Source organism: Staphylococcus gallinarum (genome assembly GCF_000875895.1).
GTDB classification, from domain to species: Bacteria; Bacillota; Bacilli; order Staphylococcales; family Staphylococcaceae; genus Staphylococcus; species Staphylococcus gallinarum.
Window position 1 is genome coordinate 154545 of the sequence record NZ_JXCF01000256.1, and the last position, 18036, is coordinate 172580.

20 protein-coding genes are annotated in these 18036 nt (G+C 34.9%); 9 read left to right on the plus strand and 11 right to left on the minus strand.

Going from position 1 to position 18036, the window contains the following annotated elements; genetic code table 11:
* Positions 1-27 precede the first annotated feature (27 nt).
* The 6 genes from SH09_RS15015 to yut all read right to left on the minus strand — a co-directional run bounded on the left by SH09_RS15015 (position 28) and on the right by yut (position 5738).
* Positions 28-717 carry an ABC transporter ATP-binding protein gene (locus SH09_RS15015; protein WP_042740398.1) on the minus strand — a complete coding sequence of 230 codons (690 nt, stop codon included), beginning with the start codon at positions 715-717 and terminating at the stop codon, positions 28-30.
* Positions 714-1490 (minus strand): ATP-binding cassette domain-containing protein, encoded by a 777-nt coding sequence (locus SH09_RS15020; protein ID WP_042740399.1) that lies wholly within the window; start codon positions 1488-1490, stop codon positions 714-716. Before SH09_RS15020 ends, SH09_RS15015 begins: the two co-directional genes overlap by 4 nt.
* Positions 1483-2301 (minus strand): nickel transporter permease, encoded by an 819-nt coding sequence (nikC, locus tag SH09_RS15025; RefSeq protein ID WP_042740400.1) that lies wholly within the window; start codon positions 2299-2301, stop codon positions 1483-1485. Before nikC ends, SH09_RS15020 begins: the two co-directional genes overlap by 8 nt.
* A complete protein-coding gene (gene nikB / locus SH09_RS15030; RefSeq protein ID WP_042740401.1) occupies positions 2298-3278 on the minus strand; it encodes a nickel ABC transporter permease in 981 nt (326 codons plus the stop codon). Before nikB ends, nikC begins: the two co-directional genes overlap by 4 nt.
* Entirely contained in the window at positions 3275-4717 is a 1443-nt protein-coding gene (gene nikA / locus SH09_RS15035; protein ID WP_371663907.1) for a nickel ABC transporter substrate-binding protein, read from the minus strand. The genes nikB and nikA overlap by 4 nt, the downstream gene beginning before the upstream one ends.
* Before the next feature lie 103 nt (positions 4718-4820).
* Positions 4821-5738: an urea transporter gene (gene yut / locus SH09_RS15040; protein ID WP_042740532.1), complete on the minus strand. Its 918-nt coding sequence runs from the start codon at positions 5736-5738 to the stop codon at positions 4821-4823.
* 216 nt (positions 5739-5954) lie between these two features.
* Between yut and SH09_RS15045 the strand changes: the two genes are divergently transcribed.
* From SH09_RS15045 to SH09_RS15080, 8 genes are all read left to right on the plus strand, one after another.
* Positions 5955-6257 (plus strand): urease subunit gamma, encoded by a 303-nt coding sequence (locus SH09_RS15045; RefSeq protein WP_042740403.1) that lies wholly within the window; start codon positions 5955-5957, stop codon positions 6255-6257.
* 14 nt (positions 6258-6271) lie between these two features.
* Positions 6272-6679 carry an urease subunit beta gene (gene ureB / locus SH09_RS15050; RefSeq protein ID WP_042740404.1) on the plus strand — a complete coding sequence of 136 codons (408 nt, stop codon included), beginning with the start codon at positions 6272-6274 and terminating at the stop codon, positions 6677-6679.
* Complete coding sequence (gene ureC / locus SH09_RS15055) at positions 6676-8391, plus strand: urease subunit alpha (protein ID WP_042740405.1); 1716 nt, start codon at positions 6676-6678, stop codon at positions 8389-8391. Before ureB ends, ureC begins: the two co-directional genes overlap by 4 nt.
* A gap of 17 nt (positions 8392-8408) precedes the next feature.
* On the plus strand, positions 8409-8861 hold the full coding sequence (ureE, locus tag SH09_RS15060) for an urease accessory protein UreE (RefSeq protein WP_042740406.1): 453 nt from the start codon (positions 8409-8411) through the stop codon (positions 8859-8861).
* Positions 8854-9543, plus strand: coding sequence for an urease accessory protein UreF (locus SH09_RS15065; RefSeq protein WP_042740407.1), 690 nt, complete (start codon positions 8854-8856; stop codon positions 9541-9543). The genes ureE and SH09_RS15065 overlap by 8 nt, the downstream gene beginning before the upstream one ends.
* A 16-nt stretch (positions 9544-9559) precedes the next feature.
* Positions 9560-10174, plus strand: coding sequence for an urease accessory protein UreG (gene ureG / locus SH09_RS15070; RefSeq protein ID WP_042740408.1), 615 nt, complete (start codon positions 9560-9562; stop codon positions 10172-10174).
* Positions 10174-11016: an urease accessory protein UreD gene (locus SH09_RS15075; RefSeq protein ID WP_042740409.1), complete on the plus strand. Its 843-nt coding sequence runs from the start codon at positions 10174-10176 to the stop codon at positions 11014-11016. The genes ureG and SH09_RS15075 overlap by 1 nt, the downstream gene beginning before the upstream one ends.
* A 578-nt stretch (positions 11017-11594) precedes the next feature.
* Positions 11595-12065: a thioesterase family protein gene (locus SH09_RS15080; RefSeq protein WP_042740410.1), complete on the plus strand. Its 471-nt coding sequence runs from the start codon at positions 11595-11597 to the stop codon at positions 12063-12065.
* Positions 12066-12304: 239 nt separating this feature from the next.
* On the opposite strand, the gene SH09_RS15085 is transcribed toward SH09_RS15080, so the two are convergent.
* From SH09_RS15085 to SH09_RS15095, 3 genes are read right to left on the minus strand one after another with little or no spacing between them, the layout of a single operon-like run.
* Positions 12305-12964 carry a TetR/AcrR family transcriptional regulator gene (locus SH09_RS15085; RefSeq protein WP_042740411.1) on the minus strand — a complete coding sequence of 220 codons (660 nt, stop codon included), beginning with the start codon at positions 12962-12964 and terminating at the stop codon, positions 12305-12307.
* Positions 12965-12978: 14 nt separating this feature from the next.
* Positions 12979-14124: an ABC transporter permease gene (locus SH09_RS15090; protein ID WP_042740412.1), complete on the minus strand. Its 1146-nt coding sequence runs from the start codon at positions 14122-14124 to the stop codon at positions 12979-12981.
* 2 nt (positions 14125-14126) lie between these two features.
* A complete protein-coding gene (locus SH09_RS15095; RefSeq protein ID WP_042740413.1) occupies positions 14127-14831 on the minus strand; it encodes an ABC transporter ATP-binding protein in 705 nt (234 codons plus the stop codon).
* A 232-nt stretch (positions 14832-15063) separates the two neighbouring features.
* On the opposite strand from SH09_RS15095, the gene SH09_RS15100 reads away from it, so the two are divergent.
* Entirely contained in the window at positions 15064-15669 is a 606-nt protein-coding gene (locus tag SH09_RS15100; protein ID WP_042740414.1) for a hypothetical protein, read from the plus strand.
* Positions 15670-15962: 293 nt separating this feature from the next.
* Here SH09_RS15100 and SH09_RS15110 read toward each other — a convergent pair whose 3' ends face one another.
* Positions 15963-17111 (minus strand): bifunctional cystathionine gamma-lyase/homocysteine desulfhydrase, encoded by a 1149-nt coding sequence (locus tag SH09_RS15110; protein ID WP_042740416.1) that lies wholly within the window; start codon positions 17109-17111, stop codon positions 15963-15965.
* Positions 17108-18010, minus strand: a complete 903-nt coding sequence (locus SH09_RS15115) for a PLP-dependent cysteine synthase family protein (RefSeq protein ID WP_042740417.1) — start codon at positions 18008-18010, stop codon at positions 17108-17110. The genes SH09_RS15110 and SH09_RS15115 overlap by 4 nt, the downstream gene beginning before the upstream one ends.
* Positions 18011-18036 lie beyond the last annotated feature (26 nt).

Genomic DNA, 18036 nt, shown 5'->3' on the forward strand with positions numbered 1-18036 from the left:
ATAAAACACATAACAAAAGCTGCTTTCTCAATAAAGAGAAAGCAGCTTTTTAGTATAGGCATTTCTACTATCCGCAAACATATCTTTAACCATAAAGTCATCAACGATATAACCATCTTTTAATACTACAATTCGATCAACTAATGCCTGAAGAAATGCAATATCGTGTGATATAATCATTAATCCTTTTCTAGTCAATTGATGATAATGTTCCAGTATATCTTTCATTTTATTTTCTGAAATCACATCTAAATTTGCTGTAATTTCATCACAAATTAGTATATCTGGTTCTAATACAAATGAACGTATCATATTAAGACGCTGTAGTTGTCCCCCACTTAGCTCTTCTGGTCTCCTTTTTAAAAGGTTTGAATCTAATCCCATCAGGACTAACAATTCGTCTAATCGTTGGGTTAACACTTTGGTAGCATCTTGATAATAATACTTAATTGCTTCATCCATAGATTGTTGTATTGTTCTTTTCGGATTAAAGCTATCATATGCATTTTGAAAAATTGGTAACATAGTTAAGCCATGTTTATTTATCTCTCCTGCTGTCGGTTTCAGCATTCCCAATATCAAGTGTGCTAACGTTGTTTTTCCTGATCCACTTTCTCCAACGATGCCTATCTTCTGTTGGCTGGAAAACGTTAAGTTTATATCATGTAAAACAGTATGCTTGTTATAGTTAAATGTTACTCTCTTACATTCAATCATCCATTCCCCTCATTTCTCAACTGACGGCGTGCATTAAATAACTTTAAACTATAAGGACTCACCATATTGTCGTGAAATTGTTGTACATGATTATACTCGACAATTTCTCCTGATTTAATTACCGCAATCCAATCACTAAATTTCAACACATGTGATAAATCATGTGTAATCAATAACAATGTTGTCTCATGTACCTCTGCAAGATGACGAATTAAATTCATGATTTCATGACCATTTACAACATCTAATGATGATGTAGGCTCATCTGCAATAATTATCTCTGGCCGTAACATTATGACACTCGCTATTTGTACGCGTGCTAGTTGACCACCAGATAGATTAAAGCGATAACTTTCAAACACGAGACGCTCATTTAGTCCAACCACGTTTAATGATTGCGATACGATTTGTTTGGCAACTTTACGTGGCACCTGATAATGTGCACGATAAATTGCCATAAGTTGCTTACCTAATTTTGTATGGTCATTAAAGCTATGACTATAATCTTGCGCAATAAATCCAATCGTTCTTCCAAGCATTGATTTCATATCTACTACGCTTTGTCCTTCAACAAGTATTTCATACTCTGAAACACTTAATGACGGCGCTAATTGTTGAACGATTGCTTTAGCAGTCAGACTCTTACCTGAACCACTTTCACCAATCAATACGTTAACCTGTCCTTTATGTAGGGTCAGGTTTAAATTCTTTATTAAATACTCATTTACTGAGTTTTGAATGCTTAAATTTTGAATTGATAACATTTTAGACATTATTATCACGCTTTCCTTGGAGAAGTCGATCTCTTAATGCATCGCCCATTAAGTTGAAAATTAATATCGTGACCGTAATCATCACAGCTGGAGCTAATAATTGTAGTGGGTGTGATTCTATATAATCTCTTCCTGCATTTAGCATCGCTCCCCATTCAGGTGATGGTGGTTGTGCACCTAACCCTAAAAATGATAAAGATGATATATAGAGTATAATCTTCCCAAAATCCACAGTCATAAGCACAATAATGGATGGTACTGTTTGTGGTAAGAAGTGCTTAAAAATAATGACGTAACTTGGTACATTTAACATCTTTGCCATGTGAATGTATGGCTTTTTAAGCTCAGCGCTAACAATAGAACGCGTCAATCGTGTGTAGGTCATCCACTTGATTAGCATAATTGCTATGACTAAGTTCCATATACTAGGTTTAAAAAAACTTGCTAAGGCAATCATCAGCACAAACTCTGGAATACTTAAACCAATGTCAATCACACGCATAATAATCGTATCGATAATGCCCTTTTTATATCCGGCTAACAGCCCCAGTGGCACACCAACAATAACAGTCAGCAACAGTGTTAATAAGCTTACTATCAACGTATAACGGGCACCTAAAATCAACCTTGAGAATAAGTCTCGACCATAGTCATCTGTACCTAACCAATGCTGAACACTTGGTACTTCAAATGTACGATTGAGATGCACAGTTAACGCCATATCCTTTACTACGAACAATTGCGACATTATAATACATACAACATATGCAAAAAAGAGATAATAGATTAGAGGTTGTTTGCCTAATTTCATAACGGACCACCATCCAATCTATCTTCTACTTTCGTCACTTTATGTTTCACTGAGCGCCGTTTTGGATCGAGCCACAATAATAGCAAGTCACTTACTGTATTAGCGAAAATAACACAACAACCAATCATCAATACAACACCTTGAATAACTGGATAATCACGGGCTCTTATACTATCCACTAAAAAGCGTCCCACCCCTGGTATCCCAAAGAGATTTTCGATTACTACTGTACCTCCAATTAGACTGCCGACAGACATACCCATAATCGTAATTATTGGCAACAAAGCTGGTTTAAATATATCTTTCCAATATATATAAGATTCAGACATACCTCTTAATCTAGATGCTTGTACCTCTTGCGATCGGTATAATTCTAATAAATTTGAGCGCATCAGTCTTACATAATAAGCACTCATGCCAATGCTCAATGACACAACTGGCAAAATATAGCCAGCCGGTGTAGCAATACCAGAAGAAGGCAAGATAGCTAATTGTTGCGCACATATATAAATTAATAACGTTCCTAAAAAGAATGACGGAATGCTCACCGTAATAGAAGTCATCATACGTATCAACATATCAATCCAAGTATGATAATATCTGGCAGCGACAGTGCCTAAAGGTATGCTAATCAATAAGACAGTTACCATAGTAGCTAAAGCAATCAATAATGTTGGAGGTGTATAGTACAGTAATTCCTTACTCACAGATTCTCCAGTCTGATAACTTGTACCAAAATTCAAATGTACAATTTGATTTAACCATTGCCCATATTGCACGATAATGGGCTGATTCAGACCTAACTTCTCTTTCGTTTCTGATACTTGTGAAGCAGATACATTAGCAACATCAAGATGTAATATTTTATTTACAGGATCTCCTGGCGTTAATTTCATTAAGATAAATGTGATAGTAGAAAGGACAAATAATACAATGATCATTTGTCCGATTCTACGAATTATTTGCGTGATTATCATTTGTTAACATTCACCTTATAATCAATAAGATAAATGCCTTCAGGAGAAGCTTTGAGTCCAGTAACATGCTTATTAAGACCCACAATATTATTACTATAGGCAATATAGCTATTTGCATAATCTTCTTTTGTTAACGCAATAATTTTATTTGTCAGTTGATTACGTTCTGCTTTATCTACCGTTTTATTAAATTGTTCTATCAAATCATTCACACGATTATTGCTATAAGTTCCAGCATTAATAGCACCTTGTGCTTTATAAGCTTGATTAAAGAAATAACCAGTGTCGCCTCGCGGAAATGTTCCAAAGCTATATAATGAAGCATCCCATTGACTTTTATCTTTAAGGTAACCATCAATATCATCAACATTGCGTAACTTAATATTAATATTTGCTTTTTTAGCGTCTGATTGTACAACTTGTGCGATTTTTGGCAATTCTGGTCTACCATTATACGTTGACACAGTTAATGTTAATGGATGTTCTTTAGTATAGCCTTCTTGCTGTAATAACTTGCGTGCTTGCTGAATATCTTGCTGAGTGACCTTTTTATCATTAATAAAATTAAGTTTAGTATTAAATGGACCCGAAGCGGCATTAGCATAATCTTTATAAACATTATGGGCAATAGCTTCTCTATCAATAATCTTGTCTAATGCTTCACGTACTCGCTTGTTCATCTTATCACTTTGATGATTATATAATAATAAACTTGTTCTATAACCTGGCACACTAGAAATCTTTGTTTGTTGACCTTTATCTAGCGCATCTACCTTTTCAACTGGAACATCGGTAATGACATCAGCCTTATTTGCTGACAAGTCGTTCGCACGTGTATTACCGTCCTCTTGATAGCTCACATTAACATGGTCTAACTTCGGTTCTCCTTGCCAATATGCTTTATTCTTGTTGAGCTTTATACTTTGTGATTGCTTATAATCAACAATTTTATATGGACCAGTTCCCACCGGTGATTTATTAATATCACCCTGCGCTTCAGTGTCATATATGGCTGCAAACGGACTGGCTAATTCTGAAACGAGCTCAGGATATGCTTCCTTTGTTAAAATCGTCACTGTCTGTCCATCCACCTTAATATCTTTGATAGGGAGTGAACCTTTGACTAAATCACTTTGCTGTATACTTTGTTCCAAACTATTTTTCACTGCTTGACCCGTTAATTTTTTACCATTTTGAAATTTTATATTGTCCTTTACTGTCAACTTCAATTCAGTTGGTGAAATTTGCTTATACTCCGAGACTAATAATTTTTCAACTTTGCCGTCTGTACTCACTTTAAACAAAGATTCTGCTGCACCTACTTTTACTGGGACATCTGTCTTGTACGGTGCGACTGAAGTTGTTTTCAATGGTAATTCGACATTTAACGTCTTGCCATCTTCTTTACTCTGTGTCCCACTACAACCTCCGAGAATCATTATAGTTGCCGCAACAACCCCTAATACTTTCTTCAATCTATCTTCCTTCTTTCAACAAAAATAATTCATCCATAAATATAACTACATGCCTTAAGATTACCCATCAATTTCGTGGTTCTGCAATTTCATTTAACTTCATTCGATTACCTCCGAACAACATGATCCATGTTGCAATAATAAATGGTAATGTAAAGACTGGTAACCCAAATGGTGTTAATAAAGTTGTCATACCTGCGTGTAGAATAATCGTTAATAATAAACCTAGCACGATACTCATTGTCCTTGAAATGATTGTTCGAAAAGCAATACCTAATGCCAAGACAGTTAATACGACATTATACGCAAACAATCCATCATTAATTTGGTCGTGATTTGCTCCAAGTAAACTCACAGCCGCTAAGCCAATCAAATTCGCAAAGATGACATATACACCCGCACGTCTCGATGCAATAAATATTCCCACTAATATCAAGAAACCTGTAATAACATGATTTAATAAAAACACCTCACTAAATCCTGTAAAAAATGCTTGCAAACCTTCTACGCTATTTCCTGAAAAAGTGATTTCTTGAACCTTATTAGGTAAAATATGTACATTTGCATTCACAAATTCAAACTGAAACGACATTAGCAATATCAACCAACTCACAAATACGTAAGGTATAGTTAACATCGGAATACCAAAGGGTTTAAAAAACTCTCGCACAGCTGAGCCAATCGGCATCGTGATAATAACTGCAAGTAGTACAATAACCAAGCTATACCATTTAGGCACTAGAAACAGCGTCAATGCAATCGCAGTTAATACTGGATTAAATCCCGCTAACCCCGCTTCTATTTCTGCCCCACTATAATTTGTCCACTTAGCTAATAATAAAGCGATAATACTGCCCAACAGTGCCATCAGACCTACTTTCCAATTCCCTATAAATAAGCCAACTAAAATGCACAAACCAGTAATTGCATTTTCCAGTAGTAATACTTGCGAAATATTTCTGAGTAATATTTTCACGATATTCATGTCGTCACCCAATTTCTTTATCTCTTGACTCTATTAATTTTATATTAAATTCTATACGATTTAAAGCTTAACGCATTGGTTATATCATTTACAATTAGTAACTTTTTTCTAATAATTAAATGTGTAATTCTTGTAGTAAATAGATAATCATCTTATTATAAAAGAGCATGCATATATTATGCGTACAATATTTATTATTGGAAGGTCGTGAGTTTCGTGCATTTTACTCAAAGGGAACAAGATAAGTTAATGCTTGTAGTTGCAGCTGATTTAGCACGCAGACGTCAACAAAGAGGTCTAAAATTAAATTATCCAGAAGCTGTTGCTATCATTAGCTTTGAATTATTAGAAGGTGCGAGAGATGGTAAGACAGTCGCAGAACTTATGAGTTACGGGAAACAAATATTAAATGAAGACGATGTAATGGATGGTGTAGCTGATATGCTAACCGAAATGGAAATCGAAGCAACATTTCCAGATGGCACAAAGTTAATCACTGTTCATCACCCAATCGTTTAAGGAGGTTATGTATATTGAAACCAGGTGAAATTATTGTTAACAATACGGATATCGAGGTCAATCAAGGCTTGCAAAGTACCATTTTAAATGTAAAAAATACAGGTGATAGACCGATTCAAGTTGGCTCTCATTATCATTTCTTCGAAGCTAATCCTGCACTTCAATTTGATCGTGAAAAAGCGTACGGGAAACGCTTAGATATACCTGCTGGAGCTGCAGTTCGATTCGAACCAGGTGATGAAAAGGAAATACAACTTGTTGAATATCGTGGTAATCGTAAAATTTTTGGTTTCCATGGTGATGTGAATGGTCCAATTGACGAATCACGCGTTTATAAACCGAAAGTTAATTCTGCCGAAGCACCTAAAGTACAGGATGACGGTAGTAAAAATGCTAATAAAGAAAGTGGGTATAAATCATGAGCTTTAAAATGACACAATCTCAATATACGAGTCTTTATGGCCCAACATTAGGTGATTCTGTAAGACTAGGTGATACGAACTTATTTGCAAAAGTAGAACAAGATTATGCAACTTATGGAGACGAAGCCGCTTTTGGTGGTGGTAAATCTATTCGTGACGGGATGGCACAAAACCCTAATGTAACACGTGATGATAAACAAGTTGCTGACTTAGTTATAACTAATGCATTAATCATTGATTATAATAAAATTATCAAAGCTGATATTGGTGTGAAAAATGGCTATATCATGACAATAGGTAAAGCGGGAAATCCTGATATTATGGATAACGTCGATATTATTATCGGTGCCACTACTGATGTCATTTCTGCTGAGGGTAAGATTCTCACAGCTGGCGGCATCGACACACATGTTCACTTTATCAATCCAGAACAATCACAAGTCGCTTTAGAAAGTGGCATTACTACCCATATTGGTGGCGGTACAGGTGCGTCTGAAGGTTCAAAAGCAACAACAGTTACTGCTGGTCCTTGGCACATCCATCGCATGTTAGAAGCTGCTGAAGCATTGCCATTAAATATTGGCTTTACAGGTAAAGGCCAAGCAGTTAATCCAACTGCATTAGTTGAGCAAATTCATGCAGGCGTTATCGGTTTAAAGGTCCATGAGGATTGGGGTGCGACACCTTCTGCCTTACACTATGCACTTAATGTTGCCGATGAATACGACATACAAGTGGCATTACACGCCGATACATTAAATGAAGCCGGCTTTATGGAAGAAACCATGGCTGCAGTAAAGGACCGTGTGTTACACATGTATCATACTGAAGGTGCTGGAGGCGGTCATGCACCGGATTTAATCAAATCTGCATCCTATTCAAATATTCTCCCATCATCTACGAACCCAACACTCCCCTACACAGTAAACACTGTCGATGAACATTTAGATATGGTAATGATTACACATCATCTTAACGCTGCAATACCTGAAGATATTGCATTTGCGGACTCACGTATACGTAAAGAAACAATTGCTGCAGAAGATGTACTGCAAGATATGGGTGTCTTTAGTATGGTCAGTTCCGATTCTCAAGCAATGGGTCGCGTCGGTGAAGTTATAACACGCACATGGCAAGTGGCACATCGTATGAAAGACCAACGCGGACCTCTTGAAGGCGATAGTGAATATGATGATAACAATAGAATAAAACGATATATAGCAAAATATACAATTAATCCGGCAATCACACATGGGATTTCAGATTATGTCGGCTCAATAGATGAAGGCAAACTTGCTGATTTAATCATGTGGGAACCCGCATTCTTTGGTGTTAAACCTGATGTGATTATTAAAGGTGGTTTAATTAATACTGCGATTAATGGTGATGCCAATGGCTCTATACCAACTTCTGAACCTTTAAAATATAGAAAGATGTATGGTCAATTTGGAGGCAATATGCAAAGTACTGCGATTACTTTTGTTTCCGCTACTGCATATGAAAATGATATCGGTCAATTGCTTGGTTTAAAGCGTAAACTTAGACCTGTCCACAATATCCGTAATTTAACGAAGAAGGATATGAAAAACAATAGTGCAACGCCAAAATTAGACGTTGATCCGCAAACGTATGAAGTGTTTGTTGATGGACAAAAAATTACAAGTGAACCAGCAACAACACTACCGTTAACACAAAGATATTTCTTATTTTAACTTTAGGAGGAACTGAGATGATTGTAGAAGAAATAGTAGGCAATATCGCCAATCTTTCAGATAGTGAAAAAGGTAAGCATATTGAAAAAGTTTACTTAGAAAATTCTGATTTAGTCAAACGTATTCAACGCGTAACAACAGATCATGGTAACGAACTAGGCATTCGATTAAAGCAACCGATCGACCTACAATATGGTGATATTTTATATAAAGATGATACCAATATGATTATTGTAGATGTTAATTCTGAAGATTTACTTGTCGTCAAGCCACGCAATTTGCAAGAAATGGGTAATATCGCGCATCAGTTAGGTAATAGACACCTACCCGCTCAGTTTACTGAAACTGAAATGTTAGTCCAATATGATTATCTTGTAGAATCACTTTTACAAGATTTAGGTATTCCCTACACACATGAGGATCGTAAGGTAAACCAAGCATTTAGACATATAGGTCATTCGCATGATTGATCACGCAAATTTACGTTTATTTCAATTTTGCGATTCTCAATTTCCAACTGGTGCGTTCAGTCACTCATTCGGACTAGAAACATATATACAACGCGGTTCCGTGCACGATGAAACAACTTTTCAACATTGGTTAACTTTATTCATTAATGAACAGCTCACTTATTCAGATGGATTAACTATGCGTCTCGTGTATAAAGCCTTAGAGGCACAAGATACAGAAGCCATAATACGATTAGATCAAATACTATTCGTTCAAAGTTTGCCACGAGAAACTAGACAAGGCGCAAAACAAATGGGAAATCGTATGGTTAAATTGGCACTTGAACTATATCAAAGCGAATGGATTAACTGGTATCAACAACAAATGAAAAGTAAACAAGTACACTTACATCCAGCTATCTGCTTTACTATGTTAGGTCATTACTTTGGTGTACCAATAGAAACAATAATTGATTACTACTTATATCAAAATGTGTCCAGTCTTACTCAAAATGCGGTTCGTGCAATACCTTTAGGTCAAACTGCAGGTCAACGAATCGTTGAGCGAATGATTCCCATTATGAAAGAAACACGTGATTATATTTTCACATTGACTGAAAATGATTTAGGACTTACAGCACCCGGTTTAGAAGTAAATCAAATGGAGCATGAAAACGTAAATGTAAGAATTTTTATTTCATAAAAAGAGGAGGACAATTATGTCAGAAGTAATAAAAATAGGTATCGGCGGTCCTGTTGGTGCAGGTAAAACCCAACTTATCGAAAAAATTGTAAAGAGACTGTCAACAGAAAAGAGTATCGGTGTCATTACAAACGATATTTATACAAAAGAAGATGAAAAAATTCTAGTTAATTCTGGAGTACTGCCTGAAGACAGAATTATCGGTGTAGAAACAGGTGGTTGTCCACATACAGCCATTCGTGAAGATGCATCGATGAACTTTGCAGCGATTGATGAACTCATAGAACGGAATGATGATATCGAACTTATATTCATTGAGTCTGGCGGTGATAACCTCGCAGCTACATTCAGTCCTGAATTGGTTGATTTCTCAATTTATATTATCGATGTCGCTCAAGGTGAGAAGATTCCACGTAAAGGTGGACAAGGCATGATTAAATCAGATTTCTTCGTTATTAACAAAACCGATTTAGCACCTTATGTTGGTGCATCATTAGAACAAATGGCAATAGATACTAAGGCCTTTCGTTCTACTCGTCCATTTGCATTTACTAACCTTAAGACAGATGAAGGTTTAGACGAAGTAATAAACTGGATTGAGCAAGACGTTTTCCTAAAAGGTTTGGTATAATGCCTAAATCCAATCCAACATGGACAGGTCAATTAAAGTTATCTGTCTTCAATAACGGTAGAAAGTCTGTGGCGAGAGATGTCTTTTTTGAAAAGGCACTTAAAGTTATGCGTCCGATTTATCTGAACAATTCTGATATTCCAACATTCTATATCGTCAATGTCGGCGGCGGTTACCTTGACGGTGATCGCTATATAATGGAGTTTAACGTTGAGGATAATGCCTCTGTTATATTAACTTCACAAGGTGCCACCAAAATTTATAAAACACCTAACGATCACGTCGCTCAATATCAACATGTTAATATTAAAGATCAAGGGCACTTAGAATATGTTGGAGACCCTATTATCGCATTCGAAAATGCAAAATTTTATCAACAGAATACCTTTCACTTAACAAATACAAGTAGTTTATTTTACACGGATATATTAACACCTGGGTATTCCAAAGATGACAAACAATTTAGTTATCATTATATGCACTTATTAAATGAAATATATGTAGATGATACGTTGGTCGTTTATGATCACATGAGATTAGAACCTGCAAAGCATTCAGTACATGCTATTGGTTACATGGAAAACTATTCACATTTAGGATCATGTTATTTCATCCACCCAGAAGTTAATCAAAAATTCATAGATTCACTCTATGACACATTAAAACACTATCACCAAGATTATGATTGCCGTTTCGGAATCACGCAAATTGCAACACATGGTTTTAGCTTACGAATACTATCAAACAAAACACAAGAAATCGAAAGTATTTTAACTGCTACCCAACAGTATGTAAACCAAAGTATCTTTAATCGTGACATCAACTTTTTACGAAAGTATTAATACTCATACAATAATAAACTTTCACAATGATATCGACTTGAGCTTAAAATTACTAAACATACAAATTCAGCAACTTTTTTCTGAAAATAGAACGAGCCTGGGACATTACCTTTTTAGACTAAAATAAAATCGCTGAATTATGATTTTATTTTAGTCTTCATCACTTTACTCGTTATGCATTTCTTGTTTTATCTCAGGGATAATTTCTATTTCAATAAATTCATTATAAAGTGTCTCACTTATTGTAGTAACAACATTTATGAACTGCGTATTGTTTGTGAGACAACTGAAGGAGTAGTATGCGTGTCGAGACCGAAGCTCGACCAAGCCCACTAGGTAAGCAAGCGATAACAAGCCCATCAAAGTTCAACAACCTTTGATGGGCTTAATGCTGGGTATTAATTTTCTAAACGCCTTTTTTATTTTAAATAATAATAAATTTGTCAGTCATTTTTTAGTAAATTAATGATTTAACAGCTATTACATCTAATTAAATAAGAAACAATTTAATTTGTTCAATCTATATCTTATTTATGACATAATATGAGCGTATAGCAATTATTAGGAGGCGTATTTCGGTGACAGAAACATATATTTATAACAACACTGTCCATCCTGATTGGATTGACCATAACCAACATTTACATGATGCAAAATACTACGACCTATTTAGTGATTCAGTCGCAGGCTTTTTTGAATCAGTTGGCTTATCGACAGATTATCGTAAAGATTTAAATGTTACGATATTTAGCTTAGAAGCACACATTTCCTTTTTAAAGGAATTGTTAGTACATGAAAAATTTTATATTAAGGCACGTCTTTATGATTACGATTATAAACGCGTACATTTATTTTTAACGATGTACAACGAAAAAGATGAACGTTGTGCGACATACGAAGTAATGATGATGGGCGTTGATTTCGAAACAAGAAAAAGCACTCCATTCCCTGATGAGGTTTTTGATAAGATTGCAAACTATTTCGAGCAACAACCTAACTTTGATAGTCCTAAACAATTAGGCCATGTTATTGGTATACCTAAAAGGTAGTAACCAATAAATAGTAGACAATTACAATCAGCCACTGAAATTGATCTACTACTTTAATACTATTTCCATGAAATTAACACATTCACCTTAAGATACCTAAGTGATTAACAAATTAGAGACTAAGCCAGCAGTGACTTAGCCTCTAATTTTTTGCTTTATTATCACAATATTTTATTGCCTACCATTCTAAAATATTTGGCTGTATCATTTACTTCTCATTCCAAATAAACCATCCTATTTTAATTTGTTACGTTCGTCTTAAACATCTGATATAAGCCATCTTTAATAAACGTAGCAAAGGCTTCGTATGAATTATCACGTTCTTTGTTTGTGTCGATGATATAACTTATATTCAAATTAAATATTTGAGCAATAACAGTACGTAAGAAATATTCAACATCTACTGCCCTCATCTCACCTTGTTCTATATAGCATTCGATTCTTGGCTTTAAATTTTCAACTATCCTCTGATTAAAGATATCAAAAATAATCGCTTGTATTTCTTTGTTCGTCATTGCTTCATTAATAATAACTTTCAACAGCACTCTATTATCAAACAAAAACTCTGAGCGGTTGTCTACAAATGCATAGATAAATGCTTTAAAGTGTTCTTTTTCATCTAAAGTCTCAGAAAATTCTTTAACGACTACCGGTGCAACATTATCTCTGATGATAGGTAAGATTGCAGCATAAAGTAACGCCTTTTTATTTTTAAATTGTTTATAGACCGTTCCTTCAGCTACGCCAGCTTTCTTTGCAATATCACTCGTACTTGTCTTATCATAGCCTTGTTCACTGAATAATATCAACGCACTCTCAATCACTCTACGTTGTCGTTCTGTTAAATGTTCTAATTGAGGCATTACCTCAGACATTATTTCTTTCACTGTATGATTCATCTTAACCACGACCTTTAAACCTTTCTATAACGTTTCATGCCAAAGATATTCAATATTAACAACACCACAAATATTGCAAACAAGATACATAAATCAAGATAAACATCATCTATTCCAAAGCCTTTGATCATTACTGATTGCATTGCATTACCTGTATAGAATAGTGGCATGATGTGGGCAAAGTACTGTAACCCCGTATTCATAGACTGTATTGGAATTAATCCTGCGAATAACACTTGCGGTACAATAACAAGCGGTATAAATTGAATCATTTGGAACTCTGAAGAAGCAAATGTTGATAATAATATTCCAAAGGTCAAAGCAACAAGTGCTGTTAATATTGTCGTTGCTAACACGAGCCAGATTGAACCTGCAATTGCGATATGCAACACAAAAATTGCATACATCACAACGACTACTGTCTGAATCACACTAAACAAACCATAACCCATAATATACCCAAAGATAATTTCACTCCGTTTTATCGGAGAAGCTAGCAAACGTTCTAATGTGCCTGATGTACGTTCTTTCAATAAGCCTATGCCAGAAATTAAAAATGTGAAAAAGAATACAAAAAAACCAATCAATATCGGATTAATCATGTCAAAATACGTTGCATCTTTATTTGCATACAAATAATCGGATGTCATTTGAACCGGTTTATTGACTTGTGCTTTGTTAGTGTTTGTTTGTTGCTCATCCATAACATTATCGGGCAACTTTGATTGAATTGATTTTAACTGTTGTTGCAGTTGTTCTGTGTTATCTTTCATCTGTGCCATATTATGTTGTATTAACCACTTTTGATTGGCCGAAGCTAATGTGCCTGTCTCTGTAGGATTATCATTCGCATATGTTACATATAATTTATGATTTTTTTCATAGATGAATCCTGTTAATTGGTCATCTTTAATCTTCTGCCCAATAGAATTATTATCATGATACTGTTTTGTTTGGATATCTTGATCATGTAACTGCTCTAAATAAGAATCTGAAATTTGATGAACACCTACTTTAAGACCATTAGCATTATCTGACACTGTAAAAATATAATACAGCAGCGATAATATAAGAATTGGCGCAACTAATAGTAACATTAAGGTTCTTACATCTCTGACCGTTTGCTTAAATATACGTTTGGCAATTTGGAATGCATGCATAATTACCCCTCCATCTTTAGAAATACATCTTCTATCGTTTCAGCATCGTATTGCCGCTTAATATCTTCAGGTGTACCAGACGCAATGATTTCACCATGATTCATCAATAGTAATTTATCACAACGTGATGCCTCATCAAGTACATGTGTCGTTACGAGAATGCTTTTTCCTGCTGTCTTAGCTTCATTTAAATCCTGCCAAATTGCCTTTCTTAACTTAGGATCAATACCAACTGTTGGTTCATCCAAGATAAGAATACCAGGGTCTTGCAACATGCTAATCGCTAGCGAAAGTCGACGTTTCATCCCTCCAGAATAAGTCGCAACCTTCTGATCCAAAGCATCTTGTAATTTAACCATAGCGCTACAATATTCTATTCGCTCATTAATTAACTTCTTATCCTTCATATATATACTCGCAAAAAATTTCAAATTTTCTTTACCTGTTAAATCCTCATATAATGCATCATTTTGAGCCATATAACCTATATCTCCTAGTATTTTCCTATCAGGAATTGTAGTTCCGTTAATCACTACCTCACCAGTATTCACTTTCTCCATACCTAACATACATTGAATTAATGTCGTCTTCCCTGTTCCAGACGGACCAATCAGTCCAACAATTTCACCTGCCTCAAAAAGTACGGAAATATCATTAAGTACACGTTTGTCTCCAAACGACTTATTAACATGATTCACTTCAATCATTTACTATCCACCCCTTCAAGTGAGTGATTACTCACTTTTGAATTATCATACATCTACACACGTTTAAATTCAATTAAAATGTCAAATTTCACTTCCACTAAATATGTATTTGTTAAAAATCCTCCTTTTTAAAATAACTTCAAATATAAAGAAAGTTGCAAATATAAAGATAATCATTAAAATATTAAACATAAGGAATTGATAATTTCGAAGTAAATAGGAAGTGGTAATTATGAAACGTACCGAAAGAAATAAACAAGCATACGAAGAAGATAGAAAGTTAGAAGAACAACGTTACTATAATGAACGAGATCAAAGACGTGAACAACAGTTAGAATATGAAAATGAACGCTCTCGGCGCTCAAAAAAATGGTTAGTCGCAGTAATTGTTATTTTAGTTGCGATTGTTGCAATATGTTTAACGTTCTTTTTCATCCATAAACATAACACCGCGCCAAACGATACTGAATCAACGACGCATGAGCAACAAACAGACAATAAAGAACCCAATGCATCAAACGATTATCAACAACAAACACAAAGCAGTGATATCAATACTCAAATCAATAATGCCAAAGAAAAAATAGAAAATAACCAAAACAGTGAAGATATTATCAACAATCTACAACAAAAAATTGATGGTCTAAAGAATAATGAACATAATGCTACCGATAAATCTTTGACAGAAGATTTCCAACAACAAGCTGACAAATTGAAAGAAGCCAACAATGCGCAGTTAAATAACGAGGATCAATCTAAAGTAAATCAATTATTAACTGATATTGACCAAAAATTAAACACAATCAAAGATAAAATCAACTCATTATTTGATAATTAACAGTCTATATATAACAAACTTACTAAATATTAGCTATGAAGCTTTCTGTGAAGATAGATTGCTTCATAGTTATTTTTATAGTTTACATTTATTAACCTTAAATATTGCTGACTAGGCAATAATTGATGAAATCCGACGTTCGTCGCAACAAAACACCACTAAAAGTTCTAGTCATGGGAACCTCTACGAAACAAATTATTCATACAAAAAGCCAACCTAAAAGATTAATTGAATCTTTTAGGTTGGCTTTTATGCCTACTTTACGTTTAGGTACTTTGAGTATTTCCTGGGAATTAATGATTGATTGAATCTAATGCTTGTCTTAAGTCATCTACTAAATCATCTGTATCTTCAATACCAACAGATAATCGAATTAATCCATCAGCAATACCTTCTTTTTCTCTAATATCTTTCGGAATAGATGCATGCGTCATTAATGCAGGTACTGAAATTAAACTTTCTACTGCACCTAAACTCTCAGCTAATGTAAAATATTGTGATTTACGAATAACTGCTTTAGCTAATTCGATATCTTTCACTTCAAAGGCAACTACACCTGTATGTCCATCAGCTTGTTCTTTGTGCACGCTATAGTTTAAATGCGTTTCAATACTTGGGTGAAATACTTGTTGCACTGCTGCATGACCTTGTAACATGTCAATGATAGCTAATGTGTTCTTTTGTACTTGTTCCATACGTAAACCTAATGTTTTTATACCTCTAATAAGCAAATAACTATCCTGTGGTCCAAGTACACCACCTGTTGAATTTTGAATAAATCCAATGCGTTCTGCTAAGTCAGCATCTTTTGTAGCTATAAGACCACTGACAACATCACTATGACCGCCTAAGTATTTTGTAGCTGAGTGCAAGACAATATCGATACCAAAGTCCAAGGGATTTTGGAAATAAGGTGTCATAAATGTATTATCCACAACTGAAATTAAATTATGTTGCTGCGCCAATTCGGCAGATTTTTTGATATCAGTTACACGTAATAATGGATTAGATGGCGTTTCAATATAAAGCATTTTTGTTTCTGGTTTAATATATTGTTCAACTTTAGTTATGTCTGTAGTATCAATAAAATCAACATCAATACCATAACGTGTAAATACTTTAGTTAAGGCTCTATATGTTCCGCCATAAACATCAGAATTTAATAATAAATGATCCCCTTTATCTAATAACATGATAACAGCAGAAATTGCTGCCATCCCTGAACCAAAAGCAAATCCAAATTCACCGTGTTCTAAATCCGCAATTAAACTTTCTAATGCACTTCTAGTAGGATTAGCTGTACGAGAATATTCATAACCTTGTCTTAAATCTCCAATTTCATCTTGCATATACGTACTTGTTTGATAAATTGGTGTAGTCACTGCACCAGTATATGGATCTGTAGTTAAACCACCATGTATTAATCTTGTTTTTTTATTCATTTTACATTCTCCTCATATTCAAATATTTGCTTCGACATATAACGATCACTACCATCTGGAAATATCGTTACTATAACACCAGTATTAATATGCTTTTTCACCTCTAATGCACCTTGTAACGCAGCACCAGATGAACTACCGACTAAAAGTCCTTCTTGCAGTGCTAATTGCTTCACATTTCGAAATGCATCTATATCGGAAACCTTAATAATATCTGAAATTAATTCCTTTGATAAAAACTGTGGCCACGCTTCAACACCGATACCTTCAACATCATGTGCATGCTGTTCACCACCACTTAATATAGACCCTTCTGGCTCTACTACAACATTGCCTACATTATACTGCGATAAGTGCTGTGCAACGCCAGTAAATGTGCCTCCAGATCCAACACCACCAACAAAGTAATCTATGTCAGGTAATGCCGATGTGATCTCTTGACCTAATGTTTTCACATATGCTTGTGGATTTAACTTTGTTTCAAATTGATTTGTATAAAAAGCATTATTGACCGCTGCAAAGTGTTCTGCCGCCTTTCTTGCACCTCGCATGCCTTCTTCACGAGGAGTACGCTCTACTTGTACACCTAGCGCTCTCATGATCGAAATTTTTTCTTCGGAAAACCCTTCAGGTGCATATATTACACAATGTAACTTGAAATGATTTGCTGCCATCGCCAAACCAATACCTGTATTACCTGCCGATGCATCAACAATAGTATCTCCTTTTTTAATTAATCCTTGTTCGAGTGCCTGTTCAACGAGAAATTTACCTAGTCTATCTTTGACACTACCTCCAGGATTATATTGCTCTAATTTTGCATAAATTTGTACTTGCTCATCACTAAATGTTTCCAGTAATACCAACGGCGTATTACCTATCAAGTCATACCCAATCATTTTAGTCCTCCATAATGGCTTGAAAT